The organism is Pantoea sp. X-Soil-OKNW-556 (assembly GCF_059730695.1).
Map to the genome: position 1 here is coordinate 1,521,019 of NZ_AP035990.1, position 24,873 is coordinate 1,545,891.

At 55.0% G+C, this 24,873-nt stretch carries 19 protein-coding genes; 12 read left to right on the top strand and 7 right to left on the bottom strand.

All coding sequences use genetic code 11. The features are described 5' to 3' along the window. Positions 1-11 precede the first annotated feature (11 nt). The 4 genes from AC6I8T_RS06935 to AC6I8T_RS06950 all read left to right on the top strand — a co-directional run bounded on the left by AC6I8T_RS06935 (position 12) and on the right by AC6I8T_RS06950 (position 3,241). Positions 12-1,229, top strand: coding sequence for a winged helix-turn-helix domain-containing protein (locus AC6I8T_RS06935; protein ID WP_497833628.1), 1,218 nt, complete (start codon positions 12-14; stop codon positions 1,227-1,229). Positions 1,230-1,306: 77 nt separating this feature from the next. Beyond that, positions 1,307-1,489, top strand: coding sequence for a Trm112 family protein (locus AC6I8T_RS06940; RefSeq protein ID WP_013508517.1), 183 nt, complete (start codon positions 1,307-1,309; stop codon positions 1,487-1,489). Further along, positions 1,486-2,235: a 3-deoxy-manno-octulosonate cytidylyltransferase gene (gene kdsB / locus AC6I8T_RS06945; RefSeq protein WP_208725127.1), complete on the top strand. Its 750-nt coding sequence runs from the start codon at positions 1,486-1,488 to the stop codon at positions 2,233-2,235. The genes AC6I8T_RS06940 and kdsB overlap by 4 nt, the downstream gene beginning before the upstream one ends. A 112-nt stretch (positions 2,236-2,347) precedes the next feature. Continuing rightward, positions 2,348-3,241 carry a YcbJ family phosphotransferase gene (locus AC6I8T_RS06950; protein WP_497833629.1) on the top strand — a complete coding sequence of 298 codons (894 nt, stop codon included), beginning with the start codon at positions 2,348-2,350 and terminating at the stop codon, positions 3,239-3,241. On the opposite strand, the gene elyC is transcribed toward AC6I8T_RS06950, so the two are convergent. After that, positions 3,221-4,006 (bottom strand): envelope biogenesis factor ElyC, encoded by a 786-nt coding sequence (elyC, locus tag AC6I8T_RS06955; protein ID WP_208725129.1) that lies wholly within the window; start codon positions 4,004-4,006, stop codon positions 3,221-3,223. The genes AC6I8T_RS06950 and elyC overlap by 21 nt on opposite strands. A 124-nt stretch (positions 4,007-4,130) precedes the next feature. Between elyC and cmoM the strand changes: the two genes are divergently transcribed. From cmoM to AC6I8T_RS06990, 7 genes are all read left to right on the top strand, one after another. Then, a complete protein-coding gene (gene cmoM, locus AC6I8T_RS06960; protein ID WP_497833630.1) occupies positions 4,131-4,901 on the top strand; it encodes a tRNA uridine 5-oxyacetic acid(34) methyltransferase CmoM in 771 nt (256 codons plus the stop codon). 11 nt (positions 4,902-4,912) lie between these two features. Further along, entirely contained in the window at positions 4,913-6,235 is a 1,323-nt protein-coding gene (mukF, locus tag AC6I8T_RS06965) for a chromosome partition protein MukF (protein WP_021182614.1), read from the top strand. Further along, entirely contained in the window at positions 6,216-6,935 is a 720-nt protein-coding gene (mukE, locus tag AC6I8T_RS06970) for a chromosome partition protein MukE (RefSeq protein ID WP_021182615.1), read from the top strand. The genes mukF and mukE overlap by 20 nt, the downstream gene beginning before the upstream one ends. Beyond that, positions 6,932-11,398, top strand: a complete 4,467-nt coding sequence (mukB, locus tag AC6I8T_RS06975) for a chromosome partition protein MukB (RefSeq protein WP_208725130.1) — start codon at positions 6,932-6,934, stop codon at positions 11,396-11,398. Before mukE ends, mukB begins: the two co-directional genes overlap by 4 nt. A 156-nt stretch (positions 11,399-11,554) precedes the next feature. Beyond that, on the top strand, positions 11,555-13,363 hold the full coding sequence (gene ldtD, locus AC6I8T_RS06980) for a L,D-transpeptidase (protein WP_497833631.1): 1,809 nt from the start codon (positions 11,555-11,557) through the stop codon (positions 13,361-13,363). 189 nt (positions 13,364-13,552) lie between these two features. Continuing rightward, positions 13,553-14,104 (top strand): peptidoglycan L,D-endopeptidase MepK, encoded by a 552-nt coding sequence (mepK, locus tag AC6I8T_RS06985; RefSeq protein WP_021182618.1) that lies wholly within the window; start codon positions 13,553-13,555, stop codon positions 14,102-14,104. 37 nt (positions 14,105-14,141) lie between these two features. Continuing rightward, a complete protein-coding gene (locus AC6I8T_RS06990) occupies positions 14,142-14,771 on the top strand; it encodes an MBL fold metallo-hydrolase (protein WP_021182619.1) in 630 nt (209 codons plus the stop codon). Between the two features lie 85 nt (positions 14,772-14,856). Here the strand turns inward: AC6I8T_RS06990 and AC6I8T_RS06995 are convergent, their stop codons facing one another. From AC6I8T_RS06995 to pncB, 4 genes are all read right to left on the bottom strand, one after another. After that, positions 14,857-16,047: an amino acid aminotransferase gene (locus AC6I8T_RS06995; protein ID WP_021182620.1), complete on the bottom strand. Its 1,191-nt coding sequence runs from the start codon at positions 16,045-16,047 to the stop codon at positions 14,857-14,859. A 200-nt stretch (positions 16,048-16,247) separates the two neighbouring features. Then, positions 16,248-17,327: a porin OmpF gene (gene ompF / locus AC6I8T_RS07000; RefSeq protein ID WP_302474906.1), complete on the bottom strand. Its 1,080-nt coding sequence runs from the start codon at positions 17,325-17,327 to the stop codon at positions 16,248-16,250. Positions 17,328-17,627: 300 nt separating this feature from the next. Further along, entirely contained in the window at positions 17,628-19,028 is a 1,401-nt protein-coding gene (gene asnS, locus AC6I8T_RS07005; RefSeq protein WP_021182622.1) for an asparagine--tRNA ligase, read from the bottom strand. Between the two features lie 159 nt (positions 19,029-19,187). Next, positions 19,188-20,408: a nicotinate phosphoribosyltransferase gene (gene pncB / locus AC6I8T_RS07010; RefSeq protein ID WP_021182623.1), complete on the bottom strand. Its 1,221-nt coding sequence runs from the start codon at positions 20,406-20,408 to the stop codon at positions 19,188-19,190. Positions 20,409-20,639: 231 nt separating this feature from the next. Here pncB and pepN point away from each other — a divergent pair, with 231 nt between their 5' ends. Next, the gene (gene pepN / locus AC6I8T_RS07015; RefSeq protein ID WP_497833632.1) at positions 20,640-23,255 is read left to right on the top strand and encodes an aminopeptidase N; all 2,616 of its coding nucleotides are present in this window, start codon (positions 20,640-20,642) and stop codon (positions 23,253-23,255) included. A gap of 41 nt (positions 23,256-23,296) precedes the next feature. Here the strand turns inward: pepN and ssuB are convergent, their stop codons facing one another. Together ssuB and ssuC are read right to left on the bottom strand one after the other, a co-directional pair. Next, positions 23,297-24,088 carry an aliphatic sulfonates ABC transporter ATP-binding protein gene (gene ssuB, locus AC6I8T_RS07020; RefSeq protein ID WP_208725134.1) on the bottom strand — a complete coding sequence of 264 codons (792 nt, stop codon included), beginning with the start codon at positions 24,086-24,088 and terminating at the stop codon, positions 23,297-23,299. Continuing rightward, positions 24,085-24,870 carry an aliphatic sulfonate ABC transporter permease SsuC gene (gene ssuC, locus AC6I8T_RS07025; protein WP_208725135.1) on the bottom strand — a complete coding sequence of 262 codons (786 nt, stop codon included), beginning with the start codon at positions 24,868-24,870 and terminating at the stop codon, positions 24,085-24,087. Before ssuC ends, ssuB begins: the two co-directional genes overlap by 4 nt. Between the last annotated feature and the right edge of the window lie 3 nt (positions 24,871-24,873).

The following is a 24,873-nucleotide window of genomic DNA, read 5'->3' on the forward strand; positions in this document are numbered from 1 at the left end:
GAAACTGAGTAATGACCCGCGCTGATTCCCTCTCTTTACAGACCGCTCGCAATCTCCATCTTTCCGCTCAGGGGCTGCTTCGGCCTGCCGGGCGGCGGGCCCGTTTCGCTGATATTCATGCCACTATCCGTCAGATGTCATTGCTGCAAATTGACACCATCAATGTGGTGGCGCGCAGCCCCTATCTGGTGTTATTCAGCCGTCTTGGTGACTACCCGATAACCTGGCTGGATGAGTCGCTGGCATCGGGCGAGTTGTTTGAGTACTGGGCGCATGAAGCCTGTTTTATCCCGCGTGAAGACTACCCGTTGCTGCGCCATCGCATGCTCGATCCTTCGCGACTTGGCTGGAAATATAACGCGCAGTGGGTTGAAGAGCATCAGCAGGAGATTGCCGACCTGCTGGAGCATATCAACGCTAACGGTCCGGTGCGTGCCGCTGATTTTGCCACGGAAAAGCACAGTAAACCGGGCTGGTGGGCGTGGAAGCCGCATAAACGCCATCTGGAAAACTTGTTTAGTGCAGGGGAGTTGATGGTGGTAGAACGCCGCAATTTCCATCGAGTGTATGACCTACAGCAACGGGTGATGCCGGACTGGGATGATGAGCAGCACGCGCTCAGTGAAGAGGACGCTGTGGTCAGTATGCTCAACCACAGCGCGCGTAGTCTGGGTATTTTCCGCCCCACCTGGTTGGCTGATTACTATCGGCTGAAGCGGGTTGCATTGAAACCCTGGCTTGAGGCCGCGCAGGAGCGGGGCGAGATTATTCCGGTGCAGGTTGAGCAACTGGGCGAGATGTGGCTGCATCATGAGTTACTCCCGCAACTGGAAAAATCGTCGGCAGCCACCCATACCGCGCTGCTTTCTCCCTTTGACCCGGTGGTATGGGATCGACGCCGGGCGCTGGAACTGTTCAATTTTGACTACCGCATCGAATGCTATACGCCAGCGGAGAAGCGTAAGTTCGGCTACTTTGTGCTGCCGGTTTTGCATCGTGGCGTACTGAAAGGTCGGCTCGATGCGAAGATGGATCGCCAGGCGCAGCAATTGGTGATCCGCGCTTTCTGGCTGGAGGAGGGGGTGCGTGTGACGGCCAGCTTTGTCAATGACGTTCAGCGTGCCATCACGCGATTTGCCCAATGGCAGGGGGCCAGTGAAGTGTTGATTGAACTGGCACCATCGGCATTGCGTGCTGCCTGGTCAGATCGCTGGACAATAACTGCGTAGTGGATTCCGGCACGTTGTCTCGCGCTACGCTATGGTATGCTTATTACCTGACGAATCGATCCGGTATGGAGGAGATTATGGATCACCGTTTGCTTGAAATTGTGGCCTGCCCGGTTTGCAATGGAAAACTGTACTACAACAAAGAACAGCAGGAGTTAATCTGCAAACCCGATGGGCTGGCATTCCCGGTGCGCGATGGTATTCCGGTATTACTGGAAAACGAAGCGCGAACCTTGTCTGTTGAAGAGATCCATCCATGAGTTTCGTCGCCATTATTCCGGCGCGCTACGCTTCTACGCGTCTGCCGGGCAAGCCATTGGTGGATATTCTCGGTAAACCGATGGTGGTGCATGTGATGGAACGTGCGCGTGAATCCGGTGCCGATCGGGTGATTGTTGCCACGGATCATCCTGATGTTGCGGCGGCGGTAGAAGCGGCAGGTGGTGAAGTCTGCATGACGCGTGCTGACCATCATTCCGGTACCGAGCGCCTGGCGGAAGTGATTGAAAAATATCAGTTCCCGGATGACACCATCATTGTCAATGTGCAGGGTGACGAGCCGATGATCCCGCCAGCGATTGTGCGCCAGGTGGCGGCAAACCTGGCTGAGGCTGATGCGGGTATGGCGACCCTTGCGGTGCCCATCCGTGATGCGGAAGAAGCGTTCAACCCAAATGCGGTAAAAGTGGTTACTGATGCGCAGGGTTATGCACTTTACTTCTCGCGCGCCACCATTCCGTGGGATCGCGAGCGTTACGCGAAATCGCGCGAGCAGGCTGGCGATACGCTGCTACGTCATATTGGTATCTATGCTTACCGCGCTGGCTTTGTCCGTCGTTATATCTCGTGGCAACCCTGCCCGCTGGAGCAGATTGAGTTGCTCGAGCAGTTGCGTGTCTTGTGGTATGGCGAGAAGATCCATGTCGCCGTAGCAGAAACGGTGCCCAGCGTTGGTGTTGACACCCCGGAAGACCTGTTGCGCGTTCGCGCTGCCATGCAGGCTTAATCCCGCAGCGGCCAGCTTTTGCGGCTGGCCCTGCTGTTCTTTGATCTGGCGCATCGCTCTGCGCTACCGTGACCTCCAGGATATTTAAGTCACTTTCTCAGGAGGATGACGCATGGAACAGCTTCGCTCAGAACTCACGCTGGTGCTTGGTGAAAGCGTCGGCCGTCTTGAAACCATCAGTGAACAATCCCAATCGCGGCTTTACGCGTTATATGACGCCGCCGATAAACCGATGCCGGTTGTCGCGAAATATTTCCGTCATCAGGGGCGCGCAGCGTTGGAAGCCAAAAAGCTGGCGATGCTGGGCCGCGATGGATTAATTGCAGTACCGGCGGTGTTTGGCCTGGTACTCAGCCAGCAGAAACCGGTACACGAAATGTTGCTGATGGCACGTCTCAATGGTGTGTCTGCCGAAGCGCCCGCGCGAACGGCTGCACGTTGGGGGCAGCTTTGCGAGCAGGTGGTTGAAGGCTTACTGGCGTGGCATCGCATTGACAGTCATGGACTGGTCGGCAGCATCGACAGCATTCAGGAAAACAACTGGCCTGCCTGGTATCAGCAGCGGGTCGAGGTGTTGTGGTCAACGTTAGGCTACCTGTCGCCCCCCGATTTCACCCTCGACGATCGGCAAATTCTGTTTCGTAGCCGTCAGCAACTGACCCGATTATTTCAGGGGTTTGACGATCCCTGCGTGCTGATCCACGGCAACTTGCGGCTGGCGAGTATCATGAAGGATGTGCGCAGTGATCAACTGGTGGCAATGACACAACCCGGCAATGTGTTGTGGGCGCCACGCGAATTTGAACTGATGCGGCTGGGTGACAACGGGGCAGAAGCCTCGCTGTTGCAGCACTATTTGCGGCGTGCACCGGTCGCAGAAGGATTTCTCTGGCGGCGCTGGCTGTATCAACTCTGGGATTGTATTGATACCCTGGTCAGCACCGGCCAGTTCGACCGTCCACGCTTTGATAACGCGCGTGAACAGTTACTCCCCTGGCTGGGATGAGGTGAGGTCATCACCGCGTAGCGACTGCCACGCCTGCCCCAGGGTTTCATAAATTGCCCGCTCGCTATGGCTGAGCCACAATGGTGAAGGGATCGCGCGCTCCCAGCCGTTTAATGGCGAGGTGATGGCCAGTTGATTGGCCGGGGCAGCCAGTGGATTAAGTCCGGCACGCTGGAAGAACTGCATCGCCCGTGGCAGATGATTGGCGGATGTCACCAGCAGGAAGGGATGTTGCCCCACGGCGATTTTTACGGCCTGCGCTTCTTCCCGGGTATCTTTAGGCTGGTCCAGCACGATAATTGCGCTGTCGGGGACGCCGAGGCTCTCCGCCACCATCGCTGCCACGCGGCCATTGCTCATGGGGTTATCTCCTGCTGCCGCACCGGTAAAAATCATCTTCGCCTGCGGATAACGTCGCCATTGACGCACCCCTTCAGCCACCCGAGGCAGACTATTCCCAATCAGGTTCGAACTGGGTGCCCATTCCGGATTAAAGGTGTATCCGCCACCCAACACCACGATATAATCGACGCTGACAGAACGGTTCCAGGTCGGATAGGCCTTTTCCAGTGGCAGCAACAGGCGATCGGCTACCGGTTGCAGGCTGAGTAACAGCAGCAACAGCCAACTGATTGATATCAGGATTTTGCCGCTTTTCTGCCAGCGGCTGAACCAGAGCAATAAAAGTCCGGCTGCCATCAACGACAGCAGCAGTGGCAAGGGCAGTAACATTCCCCCGATCACTTTTTTTAACGTGAAAAACATCGAAAATTGCTCCTTTTGGCCGAAAAAACAGCAGCCAGACACTAACCACGGGATGAAAGGTTCATTCTTATTGCGCCTGTGACAAAATAGCACAAGTTGAAGGCAGCAGAACGGAGCGACCAGCATGCAGGATCGTAACTTTGACGATCTCGCGGAGAGATTTTCAAAGAACATATATGGCACCAATAAAGGCATGGTGCGTCAGGCGATCCTGTGGGATGAGCTGGATACGTTGTTGCCGACGCTGCCCGCCGGGCCGCTGTCGGTGCTGGATGCCGGTGGCGGAGTAGGGCAAATCTCCAGCGGTCTGGCGGCGCGCGGCCATCAGGTGTTGTTGTGTGATCTGTCTGCGGAGATGTTGAAGCTGGCGGAAGCGCATGCCCTTGCCGAGGGTGTGAGCCACAACATGCAATTCAAACAAATTAGCGCGCAACAGGTCGGCGAACATTTGGATAAGCCAGTTGATCTGGTATTGTTTCACGCTGTGCTGGAATGGGTCGCGCAACCCGAGGTGGTATTGCAGGCGTTATGGCACACCCTGAAGCCCGGTGGCGTGTTGTCGCTGATGTTTTTTAATCGCCATGCCTTAACCATGCGCCTGCTGACCCTTGGCAATTTCGGCTATCTACAGGCCAATATGTCCAAGCGCAAGAAGCGCACGCTGTCGCCCGATTACCCACGCGATCCCGAAGAGGTGTATCGCTGGCTGACAGATTGTGGATTTGAGATTGAACAGCGCGCTGGCATTCGTGTCTTTTGTGACTACATGAAAGAACAGTCTGCCGCCGTGAAAGACGTTGAGTCCATTATTGAGATGGAACGGCGCTACTGTCGCCAGGAGCCCTTTTTAAGTTTAGGGCGTTATATCCATGTGACCGCGCGCAAACCCAGGTAGAAGGACCAACTATGAGCGATTTTTCCCAGACGGTGCCCGAACTGGTGGCATGGGCGCGCAAGAACGATTTTTCGCTTGCGCTGCCGGTTGAACGTCTGGCGTTTTTGCTGGCTATCGCCACCCTGAACGGTGAGCGGATGGACGGTGAGATGAGTGAAGGCGAGTTGATTGACGCATTTCGTCATGTCAGTAAAGCGTTCGAACAAACCCACGAAACCGTTCAGGTGCGTGCCAATAACGCCATCAACGATATGGTGCGGCAGCGTCTGCTCAACCGTTTTACCAGCGAACTGACGGAAGGCCATGCGATTTACCGCCTGACGCCGTTAGCTATCGGTATCACTGACTACTATATTCGCCAGCGTGAGTTTTCCACCCTGCGTCTGTCGATGCAGCTGTCGATCGTGGCGCAAGAGCTGAAACGTGCGGCGGATGCTGCGGAAGAAGACGGTGATGAATTTCACTGGCATCGCAACGTGTTTGCGCCGCTGAAATATTCGGTGGCGGAGATCTTCGACAGTATCGACATGACGCAACGCCTGATGGATGAACAGCAGCAGGCGGTGAAGACCGATATCGCCGATCTGCTGAACAAAGACTGGCGCGCGGCGATCTCCAGTTGTGAAATGCTGCTGTCAGAAACCTCCGGCACCCTGCGTGAGTTGCAGGATACGCTGGAGGCGGCGGGCGATAAGTTGCAGGCCAATCTGCTGCGTATCCAGGACGCTACCCTGAGCAGCCCGGATCTCGGTTTTGTCGACAAGCTGGTGTTTGATCTGCAAAACAAGCTGGATCGCATTATCAGCTGGGGCCAGCAGGCTATTGACCTGTGGATCGGTTATGACCGCCATGTTCACAAATTCATTCGTACCGCCATCGACATGGACAAGAACCGCGTATTCGCCCAGCGTTTACGTTTGTCGGTACAAAACTATTTCGACCAACCCTGGGCGCTGACCTACGCCAATGCCGACCGCCTGTTTGATATGCGCGACGAAGAGATGACGCTGCGTAACGACGAGGTGATGGGCGAGCTGCCGGCGGAGCTGGAGTACGAAGAGTTTAACGAGATTCGTGAGCAGCTGGCGGCGATGATTGAAGAAGCCTTACAGGTGTATAAGCAGGAACACAAACCCCTTAACCTCGCGACGGTGATGCGTGACTATCTGGCGCAATATCCGCGCGCGCGTCATTTTGATCTGGCGCGCATTGTCATCGATCAGGCGGTTCGTCTTGGCGTCGCCGAGGCTGATTTAGCCGGTCTGCCTGCGGAATGGCAGACCATTAATGAATACGGAGCCAAGGTGCAGGCACATGTCATCGACAAATATTGAACAAGTGATGCCAGTCAAACTGGCGCTGGCACTGGCAAATCCCCTTTTTCCTGCGCTCGATAGCCAGTTACGCGCAGGACGCCATATTGGCATCGAAGAGCTGGATAATCATGCTTTCCTGATGGATTACCAGGAGTATCTGGAAGAGTTTTATGCGCGTTACAACGTGGAACTGATCCGCGCGCCGGAAGGTTTTTTCTATTTGCGCCCGCGTTCAACCACGCTGATCCCGCGCTCGGTACTGTCCGAGCTGGATATGATGGTCGGCAAAATCCTGTGTTACCTCTATCTCAGCCCGGAACGTCTTGCCAACGAAGGCATTTTCACCCAGCAGGAGCTTTACGATGAGCTGCTGTCGCTGGCGGATGAGAGCAAACTGCTCAAGCTGGTGAACCAGCGCTCCACCGGTTCTGACCTCGATCGTGCCAAGTTGCAGGAGAAGATGCGTGCTTCACTGAACCGCCTGCGTCGTCTCGGCATGGTGTGGTTTATGGGCAATGACAGCAGCAAATTCCGTATCACCGAATCGGTGTTCCGGTTCGGGGCGGATGTGCGCAGCGGTGATGATGCCCGCGAAGCGCAGCTGCGTCTGATTCGCGATGGTGAAGCCATGCTGATTACAACTGCTCCGGCCACCGAAGAAAGCGACAACGACGCCGAGAATGAAGCGAGTGATAACGCGGAGGATGAACAGGCATGATTGAACGCGGTAAATTTCGTTCGCTAACGCTGATCAACTGGAACGGCTTCTTTGCCCGTACCTTTGATCTTGATGAATTGGTGACCACGCTGTCAGGCGGCAACGGTGCGGGTAAATCCACCACGATGGCGGCCTTTGTCACGGCGTTGATTCCGGATCTGACGCTGCTGCATTTCCGTAACACCACCGAAGCCGGGGCGACCTCCGGTTCGCGCGACAAAGGTTTGCACGGTAAATTGCGTGCGGGCGTCTGCTATGCGGTGCTGGATGTCGTCAACTCACGTCATCAGCGCGTAGTGGTGGGTGTGCGTCTGCAACAGGTCGCCGGGCGTGATAAGAAGGTGGATATCAAGCCGTTCAGCATTCACGGCCTGCCCACCGATACACAACCTACCGATATCCTGACTGAGATCCTCGGCAGTCGCCAGGCGCGTGTGTTGCCGCTGACCGAAGTGAAAGATCGTGTCGAGGCGCAGGAAGGCGTGCAGTTCCGCCAGTACAGCTCGGTAACGGATTATCATGCCACGTTGTTCGAACTTGGCGTGGTGCCGCGCCGCCTGCGTACCGCGGGCGATCGCAGCAAATTCTATCGTCTGATTGAAGCGTCGTTATACGGCGGTATCTCCAGCGCCATTACCCGATCGTTACGTGATTACCTGCTGCCGGAAAACAGCGGCGTGCGTAAAGCCTTCCAGGATATGGAAGCGGCACTGCGTGAAAACCGCATGACGCTGGAAGCGATTCGCGTTACCCAGTCAGACCGCGATTTGTTTAAGCATTTGATCTCCGAAGCGACCAGCTACGTTTCGGCGGATTACATGCGTCACGCCAATGAACGTCGCATCCACCTGGATGGCGCATTGCAACTGCGTAATGAGCTGTTTACCAGCCGTAACCAACTGGCGTCGGAACAGTATCGCCACATCGAAATGGCGCGAGAGCTGTCTGAGCACAGCGGCGCGGAAAACGATCTGGAAACCGATTATCAGGCAGCCAGCGATCACCTGAATCTGGTGCAGACGGCGATGCGTCAGCAGGAGAAGATCGAGCGTTACGATGCCGATCTGGAAGAGCTGACTTACCGTCTCGAAGAGCAGAACGAGGTGGTGGCTGAAGCGCGTGAAGTGCATGAAGAAAATGAAGCACGCGCCGAAGCGGCAGAAGTGGAAGTGGATGAGCTGAAAAGCCAACTGGCCGACTTCCAGCAGGCGCTGGATGTGCAGCAAACCCGCGCCATTCAGTATCAACAGGCATTGCAGGCACTGGATAAAGCCCGTACACAGTGTCAATTGCCGGATCTGTCCATCGATAACGCTGCGGAGTGGCAGGAAACTTTTCAGGCTCGCGAAGAAGAAGCGACCGAAAAACTGTTGCGTCTGGAACAGAAACTCAGCGTTGCTGAAGCGGCGCACAGCCAATTTGAACAGGCACTGGCGCTGGTTATCAGCATTGCTGGTGACGTTAACCGTCAGGATGCCTGGCAGGTCGGGCGTGAATTGCTGCGTGATGCGGCCAATCAGCGCCATCATGCCGAACAACTCTCCTCGCTGCGTCTGCGTCTGAACGAGCTGGAACAGCGTCTGCGCGAGCAGAACGAAGCCGAGCGTCTGCTGGCAGATTTCTGTAAGCGTCAGGGGCAGCAATATGATGCCGATGCGCTGGAAGGCTTACAGCGTGAGCTGGAAGCGCAGATTGAGCAGCTGAGCAGCAGCGTTGCCGATGCCGGTGAACGCCGTATGCTGATGCGCCAGGAGCTGGAGCAACTGCGTGAGCGTATCACCGCGCTGACCGCGCGCGCGCCGCACTGGCTGGCTGCGCAGGAGATTCTGACGCAGCTGAGCGAGCAAACCGGACAGCAGCTGACCAGCAGCCAGCAAATCACCGAATTTATGCAGCAGTTGCTGGAGCGCGAGCGCGAAACCACCGTCGAACGTGATGAGGTGGCGGCACGTAAACGTGACGTTGAGAAGCAAATCGAACGTCTCAGCCAGCCGGGTGGTGCAGAAGATGCACGTCTGACACAGCTTGCTGAGCGTTTTGGCGGCGTATTGCTGTCTGAAATTTATGATGATGTCACGCTGGACGATGCGCCGTACTTCTCCGCGCTCTATGGTCCATCGCGCCATGCGATTGTGGTGCCGGATCTCTCACTGGTGCGTGAGCTGCTGAATGGCCTGGAAGATTGCCCGGAAGATCTGTATCTGATTGAAGGGGATCCGCAGTCATTTGATGACAGCGTTTTCGGCGTTGATGAGCTGGAAAACGCGGTAGTGGTGAAGGTGGCCGAGCGTCAGTGGCGCTACTCCCGCTTCCCGAAGGTGCCGCTATTTGGCCGTGCCGCGCGTGAGAATCAGCTGGAGCTGTTAAACAACGAACGCGATCAACTGGCGGAACGTTATGCAACGCTCTCCTTTGATGTGCAGAAAACCCAGCGCCTGCATCAGTCATTCAGCCGCTTTATCGGCAGCCATTTAGCGGTAGCGTTTGACGAAGACCCGGAAGCCTTGATTCGCCAGCTCAACAGCCGTCGCGGCGAACTGGAACGCGCGCTGAGTCAGCATGAAAACGATAACCAACAGCAGCGCATGCAGTACGAACAGGCGAAAGAGGGCGTGGCCCAACTGAACCGCCTGCTGCCGCGCGTGACGCTGCTGTTGGATGATACGTTGGCGGATCGCTGTGAAGAGATCCGTGAGCGCGTCGAAGAAGCACAGGAAGCGGCGCGTTTCCTGCATCAGCACAGTAACAAACTCGGCAAACTGGAGCCGTTGTTGCCGGTGCTACAGAGCGATCCGCAGCAGCATGATCAGCTGGAGCGTGATTATCAGCAGGCGCAGCAGTTGCAGCGTGAGGCGCGTCAGCAGGCGTTTGCGCTTACCGAAGTGGTTCAGCGTCGCGCACATTTCAGCTACGAAGACTCGGCTGGCATGCTGACCGGTAACAGCGACCTCAACGAGAAGTTACGTCAGCGTCTCGAGCAGGCAGAGGGTGAGCGCAGTCGCGCCCGCGAACGTCTGCGTGAACATCAGGCTCAGTTGACGCAATATTCCCAGGTGCTGGCTTCCCTGAAAAGTTCGTATGACGCTAAGCGCGATATGTTGAAAGAGTTGCAGCAGGAGATGCAGGACATCGGTGTGCATGCCGATGCCAGCGCCGAGGAGCGTGCACGCGCCCGCCGCGATGAACTCTATACCGCGTTAAGCCATAACCGTGCGCGTCGTAACCAGTTGGAAAAACAGCTCACTTTCTGCGAAGCAGAAATGGACAGCCTACAGAAGAAATTGCGCAAGCTGGAGCGTGATTATCACCAGATACGCGAGCAGGTTGTCACGGCGAAAGCGGGCTGGTGCGCGGTGCTGCGCCTGGTGAAAGAAAATGGTGTCGAGCGACGCCTGCATCGTCGTGAACTGGCTTATCTGAGCGGCGATGAATTGCGTTCAATGTCGGATAAGGCGTTGGGCGCCCTGCGTCTGGCGGTGGCGGATAACGAACATCTCCGCGATGTATTGCGGATGTCGGAAGATCCGAAACGTCCGGAGCGTAAAATTCAGTTCTTTATCGCGGTCTACCAGCATCTGCGTGAGCGTATTCGTCAGGACATCATTCGTACCGATGATCCGGTGGAAGCGATTGAGCAGATGGAGATTGAGCTGAACCGCCTTACGGAGGAGCTGACGGCGCGCGAGCAGACGCTGGCGATCAGTTCGCGCAGCGTCGCCAACATCATTCGTAAAACCATTCAGCGTGAGCAGAACCGTATTCGTCAGCTTAACCAGGGCTTGCAAGCGGTCAGCTTTGGTCAGGTGCGCAGCGTGCGGCTGAACGTGAACGTGCGTGAAACGCACTCGATGCTGCTGGAAACGCTGTCAGAGGAACATGAACAGCATCAGGATCTGTTTAACAGCAATCGCCTGACCTTCTCTGAAGCGCTGGCGAAGTTGTATCAGCGCCTGAATCCACAAATCGATATGGGCCAGCGTACGCCACAGACCATTGGTGAAGAGCTGCTCGATTACCGCAACTACCTGGAGATGGAGGTTGAGGTTAACCGTGGCTCCGATGGCTGGCTACGCGCGGAAAGTGGTGCGCTCTCAACCGGTGAAGCGATCGGTACCGGTATGTCGATTCTGGTGATGGTGGTGCAGAGCTGGGAAGAGGAGTCACGCCGTTTGCGTGGCAAAGATATTTCCCCATGCCGTCTGCTGTTCCTCGATGAAGCCGCGCGTCTTGATGCGCGTTCCATCGCCACTTTGTTTGAGTTGTGCGAGCGTCTGGAAATGCAGTTGGTGATTGCCGCCCCGGAAAATATCAGTCCGGAAAAAGGGACCACTTATAAACTGGTGCGTAAGGTATTTAACAACACCGAACACGTTCATGTAGTGGGCCTGCGTGGCTTCTCAGCGGATCCGGCACCGGTGAAGCGAGAAAATAACGCGCCGGACCTGGAAACAGAAAATTCGTAGCGGGAATTGTGGTTAAAATTCATCGCTACAGTTAATGTGTAAACGGCATTTGCTACCAGAGGCAAATGCCGTTTTTATTTGTATACTCAAAAATATGTATAAGGTAGTACACAGCATAGCGAGTCGGCTGTGTCTTAGGCGAGAAGGGGGCCAGGGATGTTGCTGAATAATAAGAGCAGATTTAATCGTGCTGTCATAGCACTCAGTTTGTCACTGGTATTGTCGCCACTGGCGGCCAGCCATGCGGCAATTATCGCAGCGCTACCGGGTACGACGCACCATACTCTGTCGGTCGCGGATAGCCAGCGTCAGATTCAGCAGGTTTTCAGCCCCAGCGAACAACCGTTCTATCTTCCCGGGCTGGCAGGCATTTATGCCGCCCGTAATATGGCGCCGTTGTGGCAGGACCGCACGGCGGTGCAGGCGTTTCAGCAGCAACTGGCGGAAGTGGCATTATCCGGGGTACAGCCGCAGTTTACGCGCTGGGTAGGGTTACTGACCAACCCAGCGATAAAAGGGCTGGCACGCGATATCGTGCTGAGTGATGCCATGTTGGGCTATCTGCAATTTGTCTCCGGCGTGCCGACGCAGGGCGAAACCTGGTTGTACAGCAACGTGCCGTACAAGATGGTGATGCCCACCATTGCGACGATTAACCAGTGGCAAAACGCGGTAAATGGTGGTGGAAGCCGTGCCTTTGTCATCTCGCTTGAGCCGCAACATCCGCAATACGCTCCCATGCACGCAGCGCTGAAAACCCTGTTGACCGACAACCGCCCGTGGCCGCAATTACGTGATAGCGGTACGCTGCGGCCCGGCCAAATCAGTAATGATGTGCCTGCCCTGCGTGAGATTTTACAACGTACCGGCATGTTGACCGGGCATAGCGCGACACCGACGCCCGCAGACGATGCTGTGCCTGTGGCACCGGTGCCGGTCAGTCAGAGTGCGCAGCCCGTTGCGGTCAGCCCCTCGGCAGCCAACGTGAATGATCTCTCCGCTCAGGCACCACAAGCGCCGGGCAATGTCGCAGCGAATCCCGTGCAATCGGCCAACAATGTCTATGATGCTGCGCTGGTGGACGGCGTAAAGCGCTTTCAGCATTGGCAAGGCCTGGCCGATGATGGCGCGATTGGTCCGCGCACTCGCGAATGGTTGAATGTCTCACCGCAAATGCGCGCCGCCTTGCTGGCACTCAATATCCAACGGCTGCGTTTGCTGCCGGATGATATGCATAACGGTATCATGGTCAATATCCCCAACTATTCACTGACCTACTACAACAATGGTGCCACCATCCTGTCGTCACGCGTGATCGTCGGACGTCCCGATCGCAAAACGCCGCTGATGCGCAGCGCATTGAATAATGTGGTGCTCAATCCGCCGTGGAATGTGCCGACTTCGCTGGTGCGCCAGGACATTGTGCCGAAGGTCAAACAGGACCCGGGTTATCTTTATAAACACGGTTATACCCTGTTGTCAGGCTGGAGCGCTGATGCGCAAGTCATCGATCCCTCCACGCTCGACTGGAATATGGTTTCAGCCGCCAGCTTCCCTTACCGTATCCGTCAGGCTCCTGGCGCAATGAATTCGCTGGGGCGTTATAAATTCAATATGCCCAGCTCGGATGCCATTTATCTGCACGATACGCCGAACCACAACCTGTTTCAGCGTGATATTCGTGCGCTCAGCTCTGGCTGTGTCCGGGTGAATAAGGCGTCTGAACTGGCGGATTTGTTGCTTCAGGATGCGGGGTGGAATGACAGCCGTATCTCTGACACCCTGAAAGAGGGTAGCACGCGCTACATCCCGATTCGTCATCGTATCCCGGTTAACCTCTATTATCTGACGGCCTGGGTGGCGGAAGATGGTCAACCGCAATATCGTACAGATATTTACAATTATGATAATCCGGCCCGTTCGGGGAGTCAGGTGCTGACCAAAGCTGGTCAATTGCTACTCTAGTGATTGATTTAATTCATCTCCTTTCTGGTTAACTTTCATACAACCGGCAGCAAAATTGCGATTTTGCGCCGGTTCTGCATTTTCTTTCCCTTATTCTGGGTTGACTGAGTCTGAGGCTAACGTTAATGTTCCGCCTTGTGTGCTTTTTACACATTTTTTTATCGCTTTAATCTCAGGTAACCCCGTTTCATGGCTAATTTTGATTCTCAGCGTCGCAAATTGCTCCTGATCGGAGGCGCAACGGCAGGTCTGGCACTTCTTCCTGGCTCTGCACTGGCCTCGATGTCCACCTCCCGGCCGCGTATTTTGACGCTTAATAACCTTCACACCGGTGAAACCCTCAAAACAGAGTTTTTTAACGGCAAGAGTTATGACAAGGATGAGTTAGCTCGCTTAAATCACTTCTTCCGTGATTACCGCGCCAATCAGATCAAAACCATCGATCCACATTTGTTTGATCAGATTTATCGCCTCCAGGCCGCGCTGGGAACACGTAAACCGATTCAACTGGTTTCAGGCTATCGCACCATTGCTACCAACAATATGTTGCGTGAGTCCGGTCCTGGCGTGGCGAAACACAGTTATCACACCAAAGGTCAGGCGATGGACTTCCATATCGAAGGCATTTCCCTGAGCAATGTTCGCAAAGCGGCGTTATCTCTGCGTGCAGGTGGTGTAGGATATTACCCGCGCAGCAACTTTGTTCACATTGACACCGGTCCTGTAAGGCACTGGTCGTAAAAACCGACAGCGCTGCGTGTGTCGGTCATGGAGCGCTATGAACTACCTCATCATTCCAGTCACCGCATTTTCCCAGAATTGTTCTGTCATCTGGGGTGACGATACTCAGCAGGCTGCGCTGGTGGATCCGGGCGGCGATGCTGCAACCATTATCGCCGTACTTTCAGAGCGTGGTATCACGCCGACGCAGATTCTGCTGACGCATGGGCATCTCGATCATGTGGGTGCTGCGGCTGAACTGGCAGCACATTTTCAGGCGCCGATTGTCGGACCACAGTTACTGGATGCTTTCTGGCTGGAGGCATTGCCGACTCAGAGTCGCATGTTTGGTCTGCCGGAATGTGCACCGTTAACGCCAGACCGCTGGCTGGAAGAGGGTGAAACGGTGCAGGTCGGTGAAGTGACACTGGAAGTGCTGCATTGTCCGGGACATACTCCAGGCCATATCGTGTTTTTTGACCGCGCCGGTCGTCTGTTGATCTCAGGTGATGTGATTTTTAACGGTGGTGTCGGTCGAACCGATTTTCCGCAGGGCAGCCACAGCGATTTAATCGCGGCTATCAAAACCAAACTGCTGCCGCTGGGCGATGATGTGACTTTTGTACCAGGACATGGCCCGATTTCCACGCTGGGCCGCGAACGTATCAGTAATCCATTTCTGCAATAAAATTGCATGCTTAAACCGTAGCGGCGTAATTTATCACGCGTCTTTTTCGCAATGCGTGATAAATCGCGCCGCTACGGGTTAATCCTTACAGCACTGCCACAATCGCTTCGCACAACGCCGACATATTGTCTGGCGTCATTCCCGCGACGTTAACTCGTCCTGAATTCACCGCGTAAACCCCAAACTCTTCACGCAGACGCACCACCTGATCTTTGGTCAGGCCGCTGAACGAGAACATGCCGTTCTGCTTAATGATAAAGCTGAAATCCTGCTCTGCGCCGCTTGAGGCCAGCGTGTTAACGAACAGCTGACGCATACGCTGAATACGCTGGCGCATATCGGTCAGTTCCTGCTCCCAAATGGTACGCAGCGCGTCATTGCCCAGAATGGTCGCCACCACCGCCGCACCGTGGGCCGGTGGGTTAGAGTAGTTAGCGCGAATGCTGTACTTCACCTGGCTGAACGCAGTTTTTGCCACATCGCTATTGGCGGCAACCACCGTCAGGGCACCCACACGTTCGTTATACAAGCCGAAGTTTTTTGAGTATGAGCTGGCAACAATCAACTCCTGATGCGAAGCGGCAAAAATGCGCAGGCCTTCTGCATCTTCATCCAGACCACGGGCAAAGCCCTGATAGGCGAAATCAAACAGCGGCAGCCAGCCATTTGCCTGAGACAGGGCGGCCAGTTGCTGCCATTGCTCGGTTGTAGGATCAATACCGGTTGGGTTGTGACAGCAGCCGTGGAACAGCACCACATCACCGGCTTTCGCTTCACGCAGTGACGCAACCATGCCGTCAAAATCCAATGTATGGTTAGCGGCATCGTAATACTGATAATCGCAGACCTCGAGACCCGCAGCGTTGAAGACGTTTTTGTGGTTCGGCCAGCTTGGATTGCTCACCCAGACACGTTTTACGCTGGTCTGATTGGCGAGGAAATCGGCAGCAACGCGCAGTGCGCCGGTACCACCCGGCGTTTGAGCGGTGCAGGCACGCCCAGCGGCAATCAGCGCGCTCTCTTTACCAAACAACAGTTCCTGCGTGCAACGAGCAAAATCAGCCAGGCCATCAATGCTGAGGTAATTCTTGGTGGTCTCATTTTCCAGCAAGTATTGTTCAGCTTTTTTCACACTGGTGAGCACCGGCGTTTTTCCGGTTTCATCTTTATAAACACCAATGCCAAGGTTGATTTTATTCGGGCGGTCGTCGGCGCGAAACAGGTCGGCCAAACCAAGGATAGGATCGGCGGGTGCGGCAGAGATCGATTCAAACATGAGTCAGGTCCAGTTGCGTGAACTTTAGCGAAATGAGCTATCAGGTTAGCGTCAGTCGCCACTGTTGCCAACCGTTGAGACGAAAAAGAAATAATGCCACGGCTGCGATTAATGCCGCTTATTGCGAAGTGGATCACTGAAAAGCAAAACGGAGCCTTCAGGCTCCGTTTTAAAGGTATTACGCGTTACTAATCGGCAGATTAGAACTGGTAAACCAGACCCACTGCAACTACGTCGTCGGTAGCCAGACCCAGCGGGTTGTTGTCGTCCAGCTGGTTGATTTTGTAATCAACATAGGTAGACATGTTTTTGTTGAAGTAGTAGGTTGCGCCCACTTCAACATATTTGTACAGGTCAGCATCGCCGATACCTTCGATGTCCTTGCCTTTAGACTGTACGTAGGCGATAGACGGACGCAGGCCGAAGTCGAACTGGTACTGAGCAACGAATTCCATAACCTGAGTTTTGTTAGCAAAACCGTCAGCACCGGTGATTTCGTTGCTGATGTAGGTTGCGTTACGGGTTTCGCTGTACATTGCTGCCAGGTATACGTTGTTCGCGTCATATTTCAGAGCAGTTGCCCACTGCTGAGCTTTGTCGCCACGACCGTAGGTCGCTGAGTTCTGCGCGTTGGTGCGGTCGCCTGAACCATAAGCACCTACGATGCCAACACCGATCGGAGAGGTATAGGAGATTGAAGTACCCCAGCCGTCACCGTTAGCACGACGAATTTCGTCACGATCGTTTTTGCCCTGGTACTGAACAGCGAAGTTCAGGCCATCAACCAGGCCGAAGAAGTTGCTGTTACGGTAGGTAGCCAGACCAGTAGAACGGCCAGCCAGGAAGTTGTCAGAGTAACCAGAGTCACCGCCGTATTCCGGCAGCATATCGGTCCAGCCGATTGCATCGTAAACCACGCCGTAGTTACGACCGTAGTCGAAAGAACCTGCGTCAGCAAATTTCAGACCTGCAAAGCCCAGACGGGTTTTGTTGCCATTTTGCGCGTCAGTTGAACTTTCTGAGTTGTTAGCCTGGATGTTGTATTCCCACTGGCCGTAACCGGTCAGTTGGTCGGTGATCTGAGTTTCACCTTTGAAGCCGAAGCGCACATAAGTCTGGTCGCCATCGTTGTCTGTGTCGTCAGAGAAGTAATGCAGACCATCAACTTTACCGTACAGGTCTAATTTGTTGCCATCTTTGTTGTAGATTTCTGCTGCGTTTGCTGCACCAGCAGCTAACAGAGCAGGGATAACCACTGCAAGAATGTTGCGCTTCATCATTTTTTATTACCCTCATTGGAGTTATTTGGACACCTGCCACTGCCGTCAAGAAACCTTTACGGGAACCTTGAAAGAAGTTTGGTGTCTCCTGTGTCTGCACGCATCTTTCCATCCCGGGGTTGGTAATTCTACCCCGAAAATGCTACTAATCTCGCAATTAGGTATCAAAAAGAAAAATTGTATTACAAGATGTAAATTTTCGGGAACTTTGTGAGAGAACTCTAAATTTACAAAAATAAAAAAAGGCCGGCATAGCCGACCTCGTTATATATATGAATTACTTATAATTAATCGCGAATTTTAGAAATTGGCGTTGCGCGGCGTACGTGGGAAGGGGATAACATCCCTTACATTTTGTACACCAGTGACATACGCGATTAATCGTTCGAAACCTAAGCCGAAGCCAGAGTGTGGCACGGTGCCGTAACGACGTAAGTCACGGTACCACCAGTAATCTTCTTTGTTCAGACCCATCTCAGCCAGGCGTGCATCCAGAACATCCAGACGTTCTTCACGCTGCGAACCACCGATGATTTCACCGATGCCAGGCGCCAGGACATCCATCGCTGCCACGGTTTTACCATCGTCATTCATACGCATGTAGAACGCTTTGATATCCTTCGGATAGTTTTTCACCACCACTGGGGCTTTGAAGTGTTTCTCAGCAAGGTAGCGCTCGTGTTCTGACGACAGATCGACACCCCAGGAGACCGGATTTTCGAAGCTCTGGCCGCTTTTCAGCAAAATCTCGATCGCATCGGTGTAGTCCACCTGAGCGAAATCTGCATTAACAAAACGTTCCAGGCGAGAAATCGCATCTTTGTCTACGCGCTCTGCAAAGAACGCCAGGTCATCAGCGCGCTCTTCCAGCACCGCCTTAAACACATACTTCAGCATGGCTTCCGCCAGGGCCGCGGCATCATCCAGTGTCGCGAACGCCACTTCCGGTTCCAACATCCAGAACTCAGCCAGATGGCGACTGGTGTTGGAGTTTTCAGCACGGAAGGTTGGGCCGAAGGTGTAGATTTTGGACAGCGCACAGGCATAAGTTTCGCCGTTCAACTGGCCGGACACCGTCAGGAAGGCTTCTTTACCAAAGAAGTCTTTGTCGTAATCGACTTTGCCCTGCGGGTCACGCGGCAGGTTTTCCATGTCCAGCGTAGAGACGCGGAACATCTCACCGGCACCTTCGGTATCCGAAGCGGTGATCAGCGGCGTGGAAACCCAGAAATAACCGTTTTCATGGAAGAAGCGATGCAACGCCTGCGCCAGGGTGTGACGAGTACGTGCCACCGCGCCAATCAGGTTAGTGCGCGGGCGCAGGTGCGCCACTTCACGCAGGTATTCGATGCTGTGACGTTTGGCAGCCATCGGATAGGTGTCCGGATCGTCCACCCAGCCCACTACTTCAACCTGAGTGGCTTGCAGTTCAAACGCCTGACCTTCACCCGGCGATTCCACCACTTTGCCGGTCACAATCACCGAGCAGCCCGTGGTCAGACGCAGCACTTCGTCCTGATAATTATTCAGAGAATTATTGACGACAGCCTGAACGGGATTAAAGCAGGAACCGTCATAAACGGCGATAAAGGAAAGACCGGCTTTGGAATCTCTTCGGGTACGCACCCAACCACGTACGGTGACTTCACTGTCAACCGCGACACGGCCGTGCAGTACATCCGCTACAGGCACTACGCTCATAAATATCTCTCTATATATTAGGATGAAGTCAATTTATACATTCCCCATACCGGGGTTTTGCTATGTTACTTACGAGCCATCAGGAAACAAGCAAAATTGCCGGGATACGGGGAGATTTGTTGCAGCACAGCAGGGTACAGGTACCCTGCTGTCGGGTGGTTAGCTGGCTCTTTTCACCAGCGGCAGGTCGAAGGCTTTACGCAGAGCGCGAACGAAGGCTTTATCCTGGCAGATAGTTTTACCGGGGCTGTCGGAAAGTTTAGCCACCGGCTTGCCGTTGCAGCTCACCAGTTTGATCACGATATTCAGGGGGGTTACGCCCGGAATATCGCAGGTCAGGCGCGTGCCGATACCAAACACCACATTGGCGCGCTGACCAAAGTGGCGATACAGCGCCAGCGCTTTGTCCAGATCGAGATTGTCGGAGAACACCAGCGTTTTGCTTTTCGGATCGATATCCAGTCGCTGATAGTGGGCGATGGCTTTCTCCCCCCATTCCACCGGATCGCCGGAATCATGGCGCAATCCCTGATAGCGGTTGGCAAAGCCGGGACCGAAATCGCGCAGGAAGGCATCCATAGTGATGCAATCGGTCAGTGCGATGCCGAGCTGCTCGTCGTACTCATCCAGCCAGGATTGCAGCGCAGCACGCTGGCTATTGGCCAACACCGGGCTGATCTGCTGATGTGCCTGGAACCACTCATGCGCCTGGGTGCCGACCGGGTTAAGTTGCAGACGACGGGCCAGATCATAGTTGCTGGTACCCACCAGCCACGGGAAATCCTGCTTCAGGGTGCTGACGATGGCTTCCTGCACTGGCTGGGAATAGCGGCGACGCGTACCGAAGTCCATCAGATGGAAGCGGGACATATCCAGGTCGCTGACCTGCCGGCGAAAGTCCGTCAACTTTTGTTGCAGGTGATCGACTGCCTGCGCGACACCGATCTGCGGGGTGCGGTGACGGTGCACCAGCTCACTAATCAGTGCCAGCAATGGCACTTCCCACAGAATCACCTCACGCCATGGACCGCTAATCTGGATCGCCAGCTTACCGTGATCATTACGCACCACGACCTGGCTGGGATCGAAGCGGAAACCGCGCAGCCAGCTGAGATAGTCAGCGTCAAAAAAGGGAAGGGCAGAAAGATAACGATATTCCTCTTCACTCAGGGCGAGAGAGTGCATCGCATCAATATGGGTGCGGAGTTCATCCGTGTAGACGCCGAGTAACTCGGTGCCGCGGCAGCGAAATTCCGCCGTGACCGGGACATCGTAGTAACGATGATATACGGCCTGCTGCATATGAAGCTTGTAGGCATCGGTATCAAGCAGCGTGGTCAAAATCGGGGAAGCGTGTCCTGTCATGGTGCGTTTCAGCATCCTCTTCCGCGGAGCATAGCCCGGTGTTCAACAAAGTCATAAAGACGCAGGAGTATAAAACAGTAATAGACCGCGATCACACCATATTTGCAGGGGGCAGGTCGATGGTCATTTGTGCCATTGTTAATAAATTGTAGCATTTTCTGCTAAGGCACGCATTGTGCGTGGCAAGTGAGGCCCAACCCGCTTAGACTTTGACGGGTATACCTTTTAACGATGCGAGAAGGATTTATGACGCAACAGCCGCAAATAAAATATCGTCACGACTACCGTGCACCCGATTTCACCATCACTGATATCGATTTGACGTTTGACCTTGATGCGGCCACCACGCGCGTCACCGCGGTCAGCCAGGTGAAGCGTTTAGGCAACAGCCAGGCTGAGCTGCGTCTGGATGGGGAAGATTTGACCCTGGTATCACTGGCGGTGGACGGCACTCCGTGGACGCATTATCGCGAAGAAGAGGGCGCGCTGGTGTTGAGCCAGGTGCCAGACACCTTCACCCTGACCATCATCAATGATATCCACCCGGACCAAAACACCGCGCTGGAAGGTTTGTATAAGTCAGGTGAGGCGCTGTGCACGCAATGTGAAGCCGAAGGTTTCCGTCATATTACCTGGTATCTGGACCGCCCGGATGTGCTGGCGCGTTTTACCACCACCATTATCGCCGATGCCACGCGCTATCCGTACCTGCTCTCCAATGGCAACAAGCTGGAGAGTGGTCGTCATGAAGATGGTCGCCACTGGGTCAAATGGCAGGACCCGTTCCCGAAACCCTGTTATCTGTTTGCGCTGGTCGCTGGTGATTTTGATGTGCTGCGCGACAGCTTTACCACCCGCTCAGGCCGTGATGTGGCGCTGGAGATCTTTGTCGATCGCGGCAACCTTGACCGTGCCGACTGGGCAATGACCTCGCTGAAAAACAGCATGAAGTGGGATGAGGAGCGTTTTGACCTCGAATATGACCTCGATATCTTTATGATCGTCGCGGTGGATTTCTTTAATATGGGCGCGATGGAGAATAAAGGGCTGAACGTCTTTAACTCTAAATACGTGCTGGCGAAAGCGGAAACCGCCACCGACAAAGATTACCTCGGTATTGAAGCGGTGATTGGTCACGAATATTTCCACAACTGGACCGGCAACCGCGTCACCTGCCGTGACTGGTTCCAGCTCAGCCTGAAAGAGGGGCTGACAGTGTTCCGCGATCAGGAGTTCAGCTCAGATCTCGGTTCCCGCGCGGTGAATCGCATCGATAATGTGCGCGTGATGCGCGGCGCGCAGTTCGCTGAAGATGCCAGCCCGATGGCACACCCGATTCGCCCGGATCAGGTCATTGAGATGAACAACTTCTACACCCTGACGGTGTATGAAAAGGGTTCAGAAGTGATTCGCATGATGCACACCCTGCTGGGCGAAGAGAATTTCCAGAAAGGGATGCAGCTCTATTTTGAGCGCCATGATGGTAGCGCGGCGACCTGCGACGATTTCGTGCAGGCGATGGAAGATGCGTCTAATGTTGACCTGTCACAGTTCCGTCGCTGGTATAGCCAGTCTGGTACGCCGGTGCTGACGGTGCGCGATGATTACAACCCGGAGCTGGAGCAATATACGCTGCACGTTACCCAGCACACGCCACCGACCGCCGAGCAGAAAGAGAAGCTGCCGTTACATATCCCGCTGGATATTGAACTGTATGACGGTGAAGGCAAGGTGATCCCGCTGCAACACAATGGTCATCCGGTGCACCATGTGCTGAACGTCACCGAAGAGTTCCAGAGTTTCGTATTCGATAAGGTTTATTTCCAGCCAGTGCCCTCATTGCTGCGCGAATTCTCTGCGCCGGTGAAGCTCGACTATAAATGGAGCGATGCACAACTGACGTTCCTGATGCGTCATGCCCGTAACGACTTTTCCCGCTGGGATGCAGCACAAAGCCTGCTGGCAACCTATATCCGCCTGAATGTCGCGCGTCATCAACAGGGGCAACCGCTGTCGCTGCCGCTGCATGTGGCTGATGCCTTCCGTGCGGTGTTGCTGGATGAGCAGGGCGATCCGGCGCTGATGGCGCTGATTCTGACGCTGCCTTCGGAGAATGAAATCGCTGAGTTGTTTGAGGTGATTGATCCGCAGGCCATTGCTGAAGTGCGTGAGGCGCTGGTGCGCACCCTGGCGAAAGAACTGAGTGATGAGTTCCTGGCGGTTTATCGTGCCAATCAGAGCCATGAGTACCAGGTTGAGCATGCGGAAATCGGTAAACGCGCGCTGAAGAACGTCTGCCTGAGCTACCTGGCCTTTGCTGACGTCGAACAGGCTGACAAGCTGGTACAGGCGCAATATCAACACGCCACCAACATGACTGATGCGCTGGCGGCAATGTCGGCGGCGGTTGCTGCACAACTGCCGTGTCGCGATAGCTTAATGGCGGCCTATGACGAGCGTTGGCATCAGGATGGTCTGGTGATGGACAAATGGTTTGTGCTACAGGCCACCAGTCCGGCGTCTGACGTGCTGAGCAAGGTGCGTGAACTGCTGCATCATCGCTCTTTCACCATGGGTAACCCCAACCGCATTCGTTCGTTGATTGGCGCTTTTGCCTCGGCTAATCCGTCGGCCTTCCATGCCAAAGATGGCAGCGGTTATCAATTCCTGGTGGAGATGCTGACCGATCTCAACACGCGGAACCCGCAGGTTGCAGCGCGCATGATCGAGCCGCTGATTCGTCTGAAGCGTTACGATGCCGGGCGCCAGGCGTTGATGCGTCAGGCGCTGGAGACGTTGAAAGGACTGGATAAGCTGTCTGGCGACCTGTATGAGAAGATCACCAAAGCGTTGAATGCGTAATTAACCGTAGCGGCGCAATAAATTGCGCCGCTACGGGGCGATTATCGCTGTTGTGCAAAGCGTAGCGGCTGTTCGCTGGAGCTACGCTTCATCACCCGATCCAGCACTTCCGCTTCCAGTTCGGCCAGTCGGGCAGAACCGCGACGGCGTGGACGCGGCAGATCAACCGTTAAATCCAACCCGATTTGTCCTTCTTCAATCAGCAATACCCGATCCGCCATCGCCACCGCTTCGCTGACGTCGTGCGTCACCAGCAACACGGTAAAGTTATGCTGTTGCCACAGCGATTCAATTAATCCCTGCATCTCAATACGCGTTAAGGCGTCCAGCGCACCGAGCGGTTCATCCAGCAGCAGCAGACCGGGACGGTGGATCAACGCACGCGCCAGTGCGACACGCTGTTTCTGCCCGCCGGACAGCGCGGCGGGCCATTCGTTGGCACGTTCCGCCAGGCCCACGGCTGCCAGCGCTTCCAGCGCATTGTCCCGCCAGGCTCGACCTTTTAGCCCAAGCCCGACGTTATCAATCACCTTTTTCCACGGCAGCAGACGCGCATCCTGAAACATCAAACGCGTATCATCGCGTGCCGACGCCAGCGGGGCATTTCCGGCCAGTAATTCGCCTTGCGTGGTGGATTCCAGTCCGGCCAACAGGCGCAGCAGGGTGCTTTTGCCGCATCCGCTGCGGCCCACCACCGCGACAAATTGTCCGGCGGGAATATGCAGATCAATATGGTTCAGGATGGTGCGGTCACCATAGCGTTTGACTACGCCGTTAACGCCCACCGGTGTTCCGCTGTTAAGCCGCGCCGGAGTGAGGGTTGCAGTACTCATGCGTTAGCCTCCTTCAGTTGATAAGCCGGATGCCAGCGTAGCCAGACGCGCTCCAGCAGTTGGGCCGCGACATCGGCCAGTTTGCCGAGCAGGGCATAAAGAATGATGGCGACCACCACCACGTCGGTTTGCAGAAATTCACGCGCGTTCATCGCCAGATAACCAATGCCCGAGTTGGCAGAAATGGTTTCGGCAACGATCAATGTCAGCCACATCAGGCCCAGGGCAAAACGTACCCCCACCATAATAGAGGGGAGGGCACCGGGTAGAATCACCTGAATAAACAGGCTCCAGCCGGAAAGGCCATAACTGCGCGCCATCTCCACCAGCCCCCGATCAATATTGCGGATGCCGTGCCAGGTGTTGAGATAAATCGGAAACAGCGTGCCGAGCGCGACGAGGAAAATTTTCGCCGCCTCATCAATGCCGAACCACAGGATCACCAGCGGAATCAGCGCCAGATGCGGCACATTTCGCAGCATCTGCACCGAGGTATCGAGCAGGCGCTCACCCAGACGTGAGGTGCCGGTAATCAGGCCCAGTATCAGCCCGATCGAGCCGCCGATACTGAAACCAATCGCGGCGCGCCAGCCGCTGATGGCGAGGTGCTGCCACAATTCGCCGCTGGCCGAGAGATTCCAGAAGGTGATCAGGATATTCTCCGGCGACGGCAGAATGCGCGTCGATAACAGCCCGGTTTGGGAAGCCAGTTGCCATACCGCGACTAACAGGACCGGCAGCGCCCAGGGCAGCAAGGCATTACTCAGGTGTTTCTTTGTCATGAT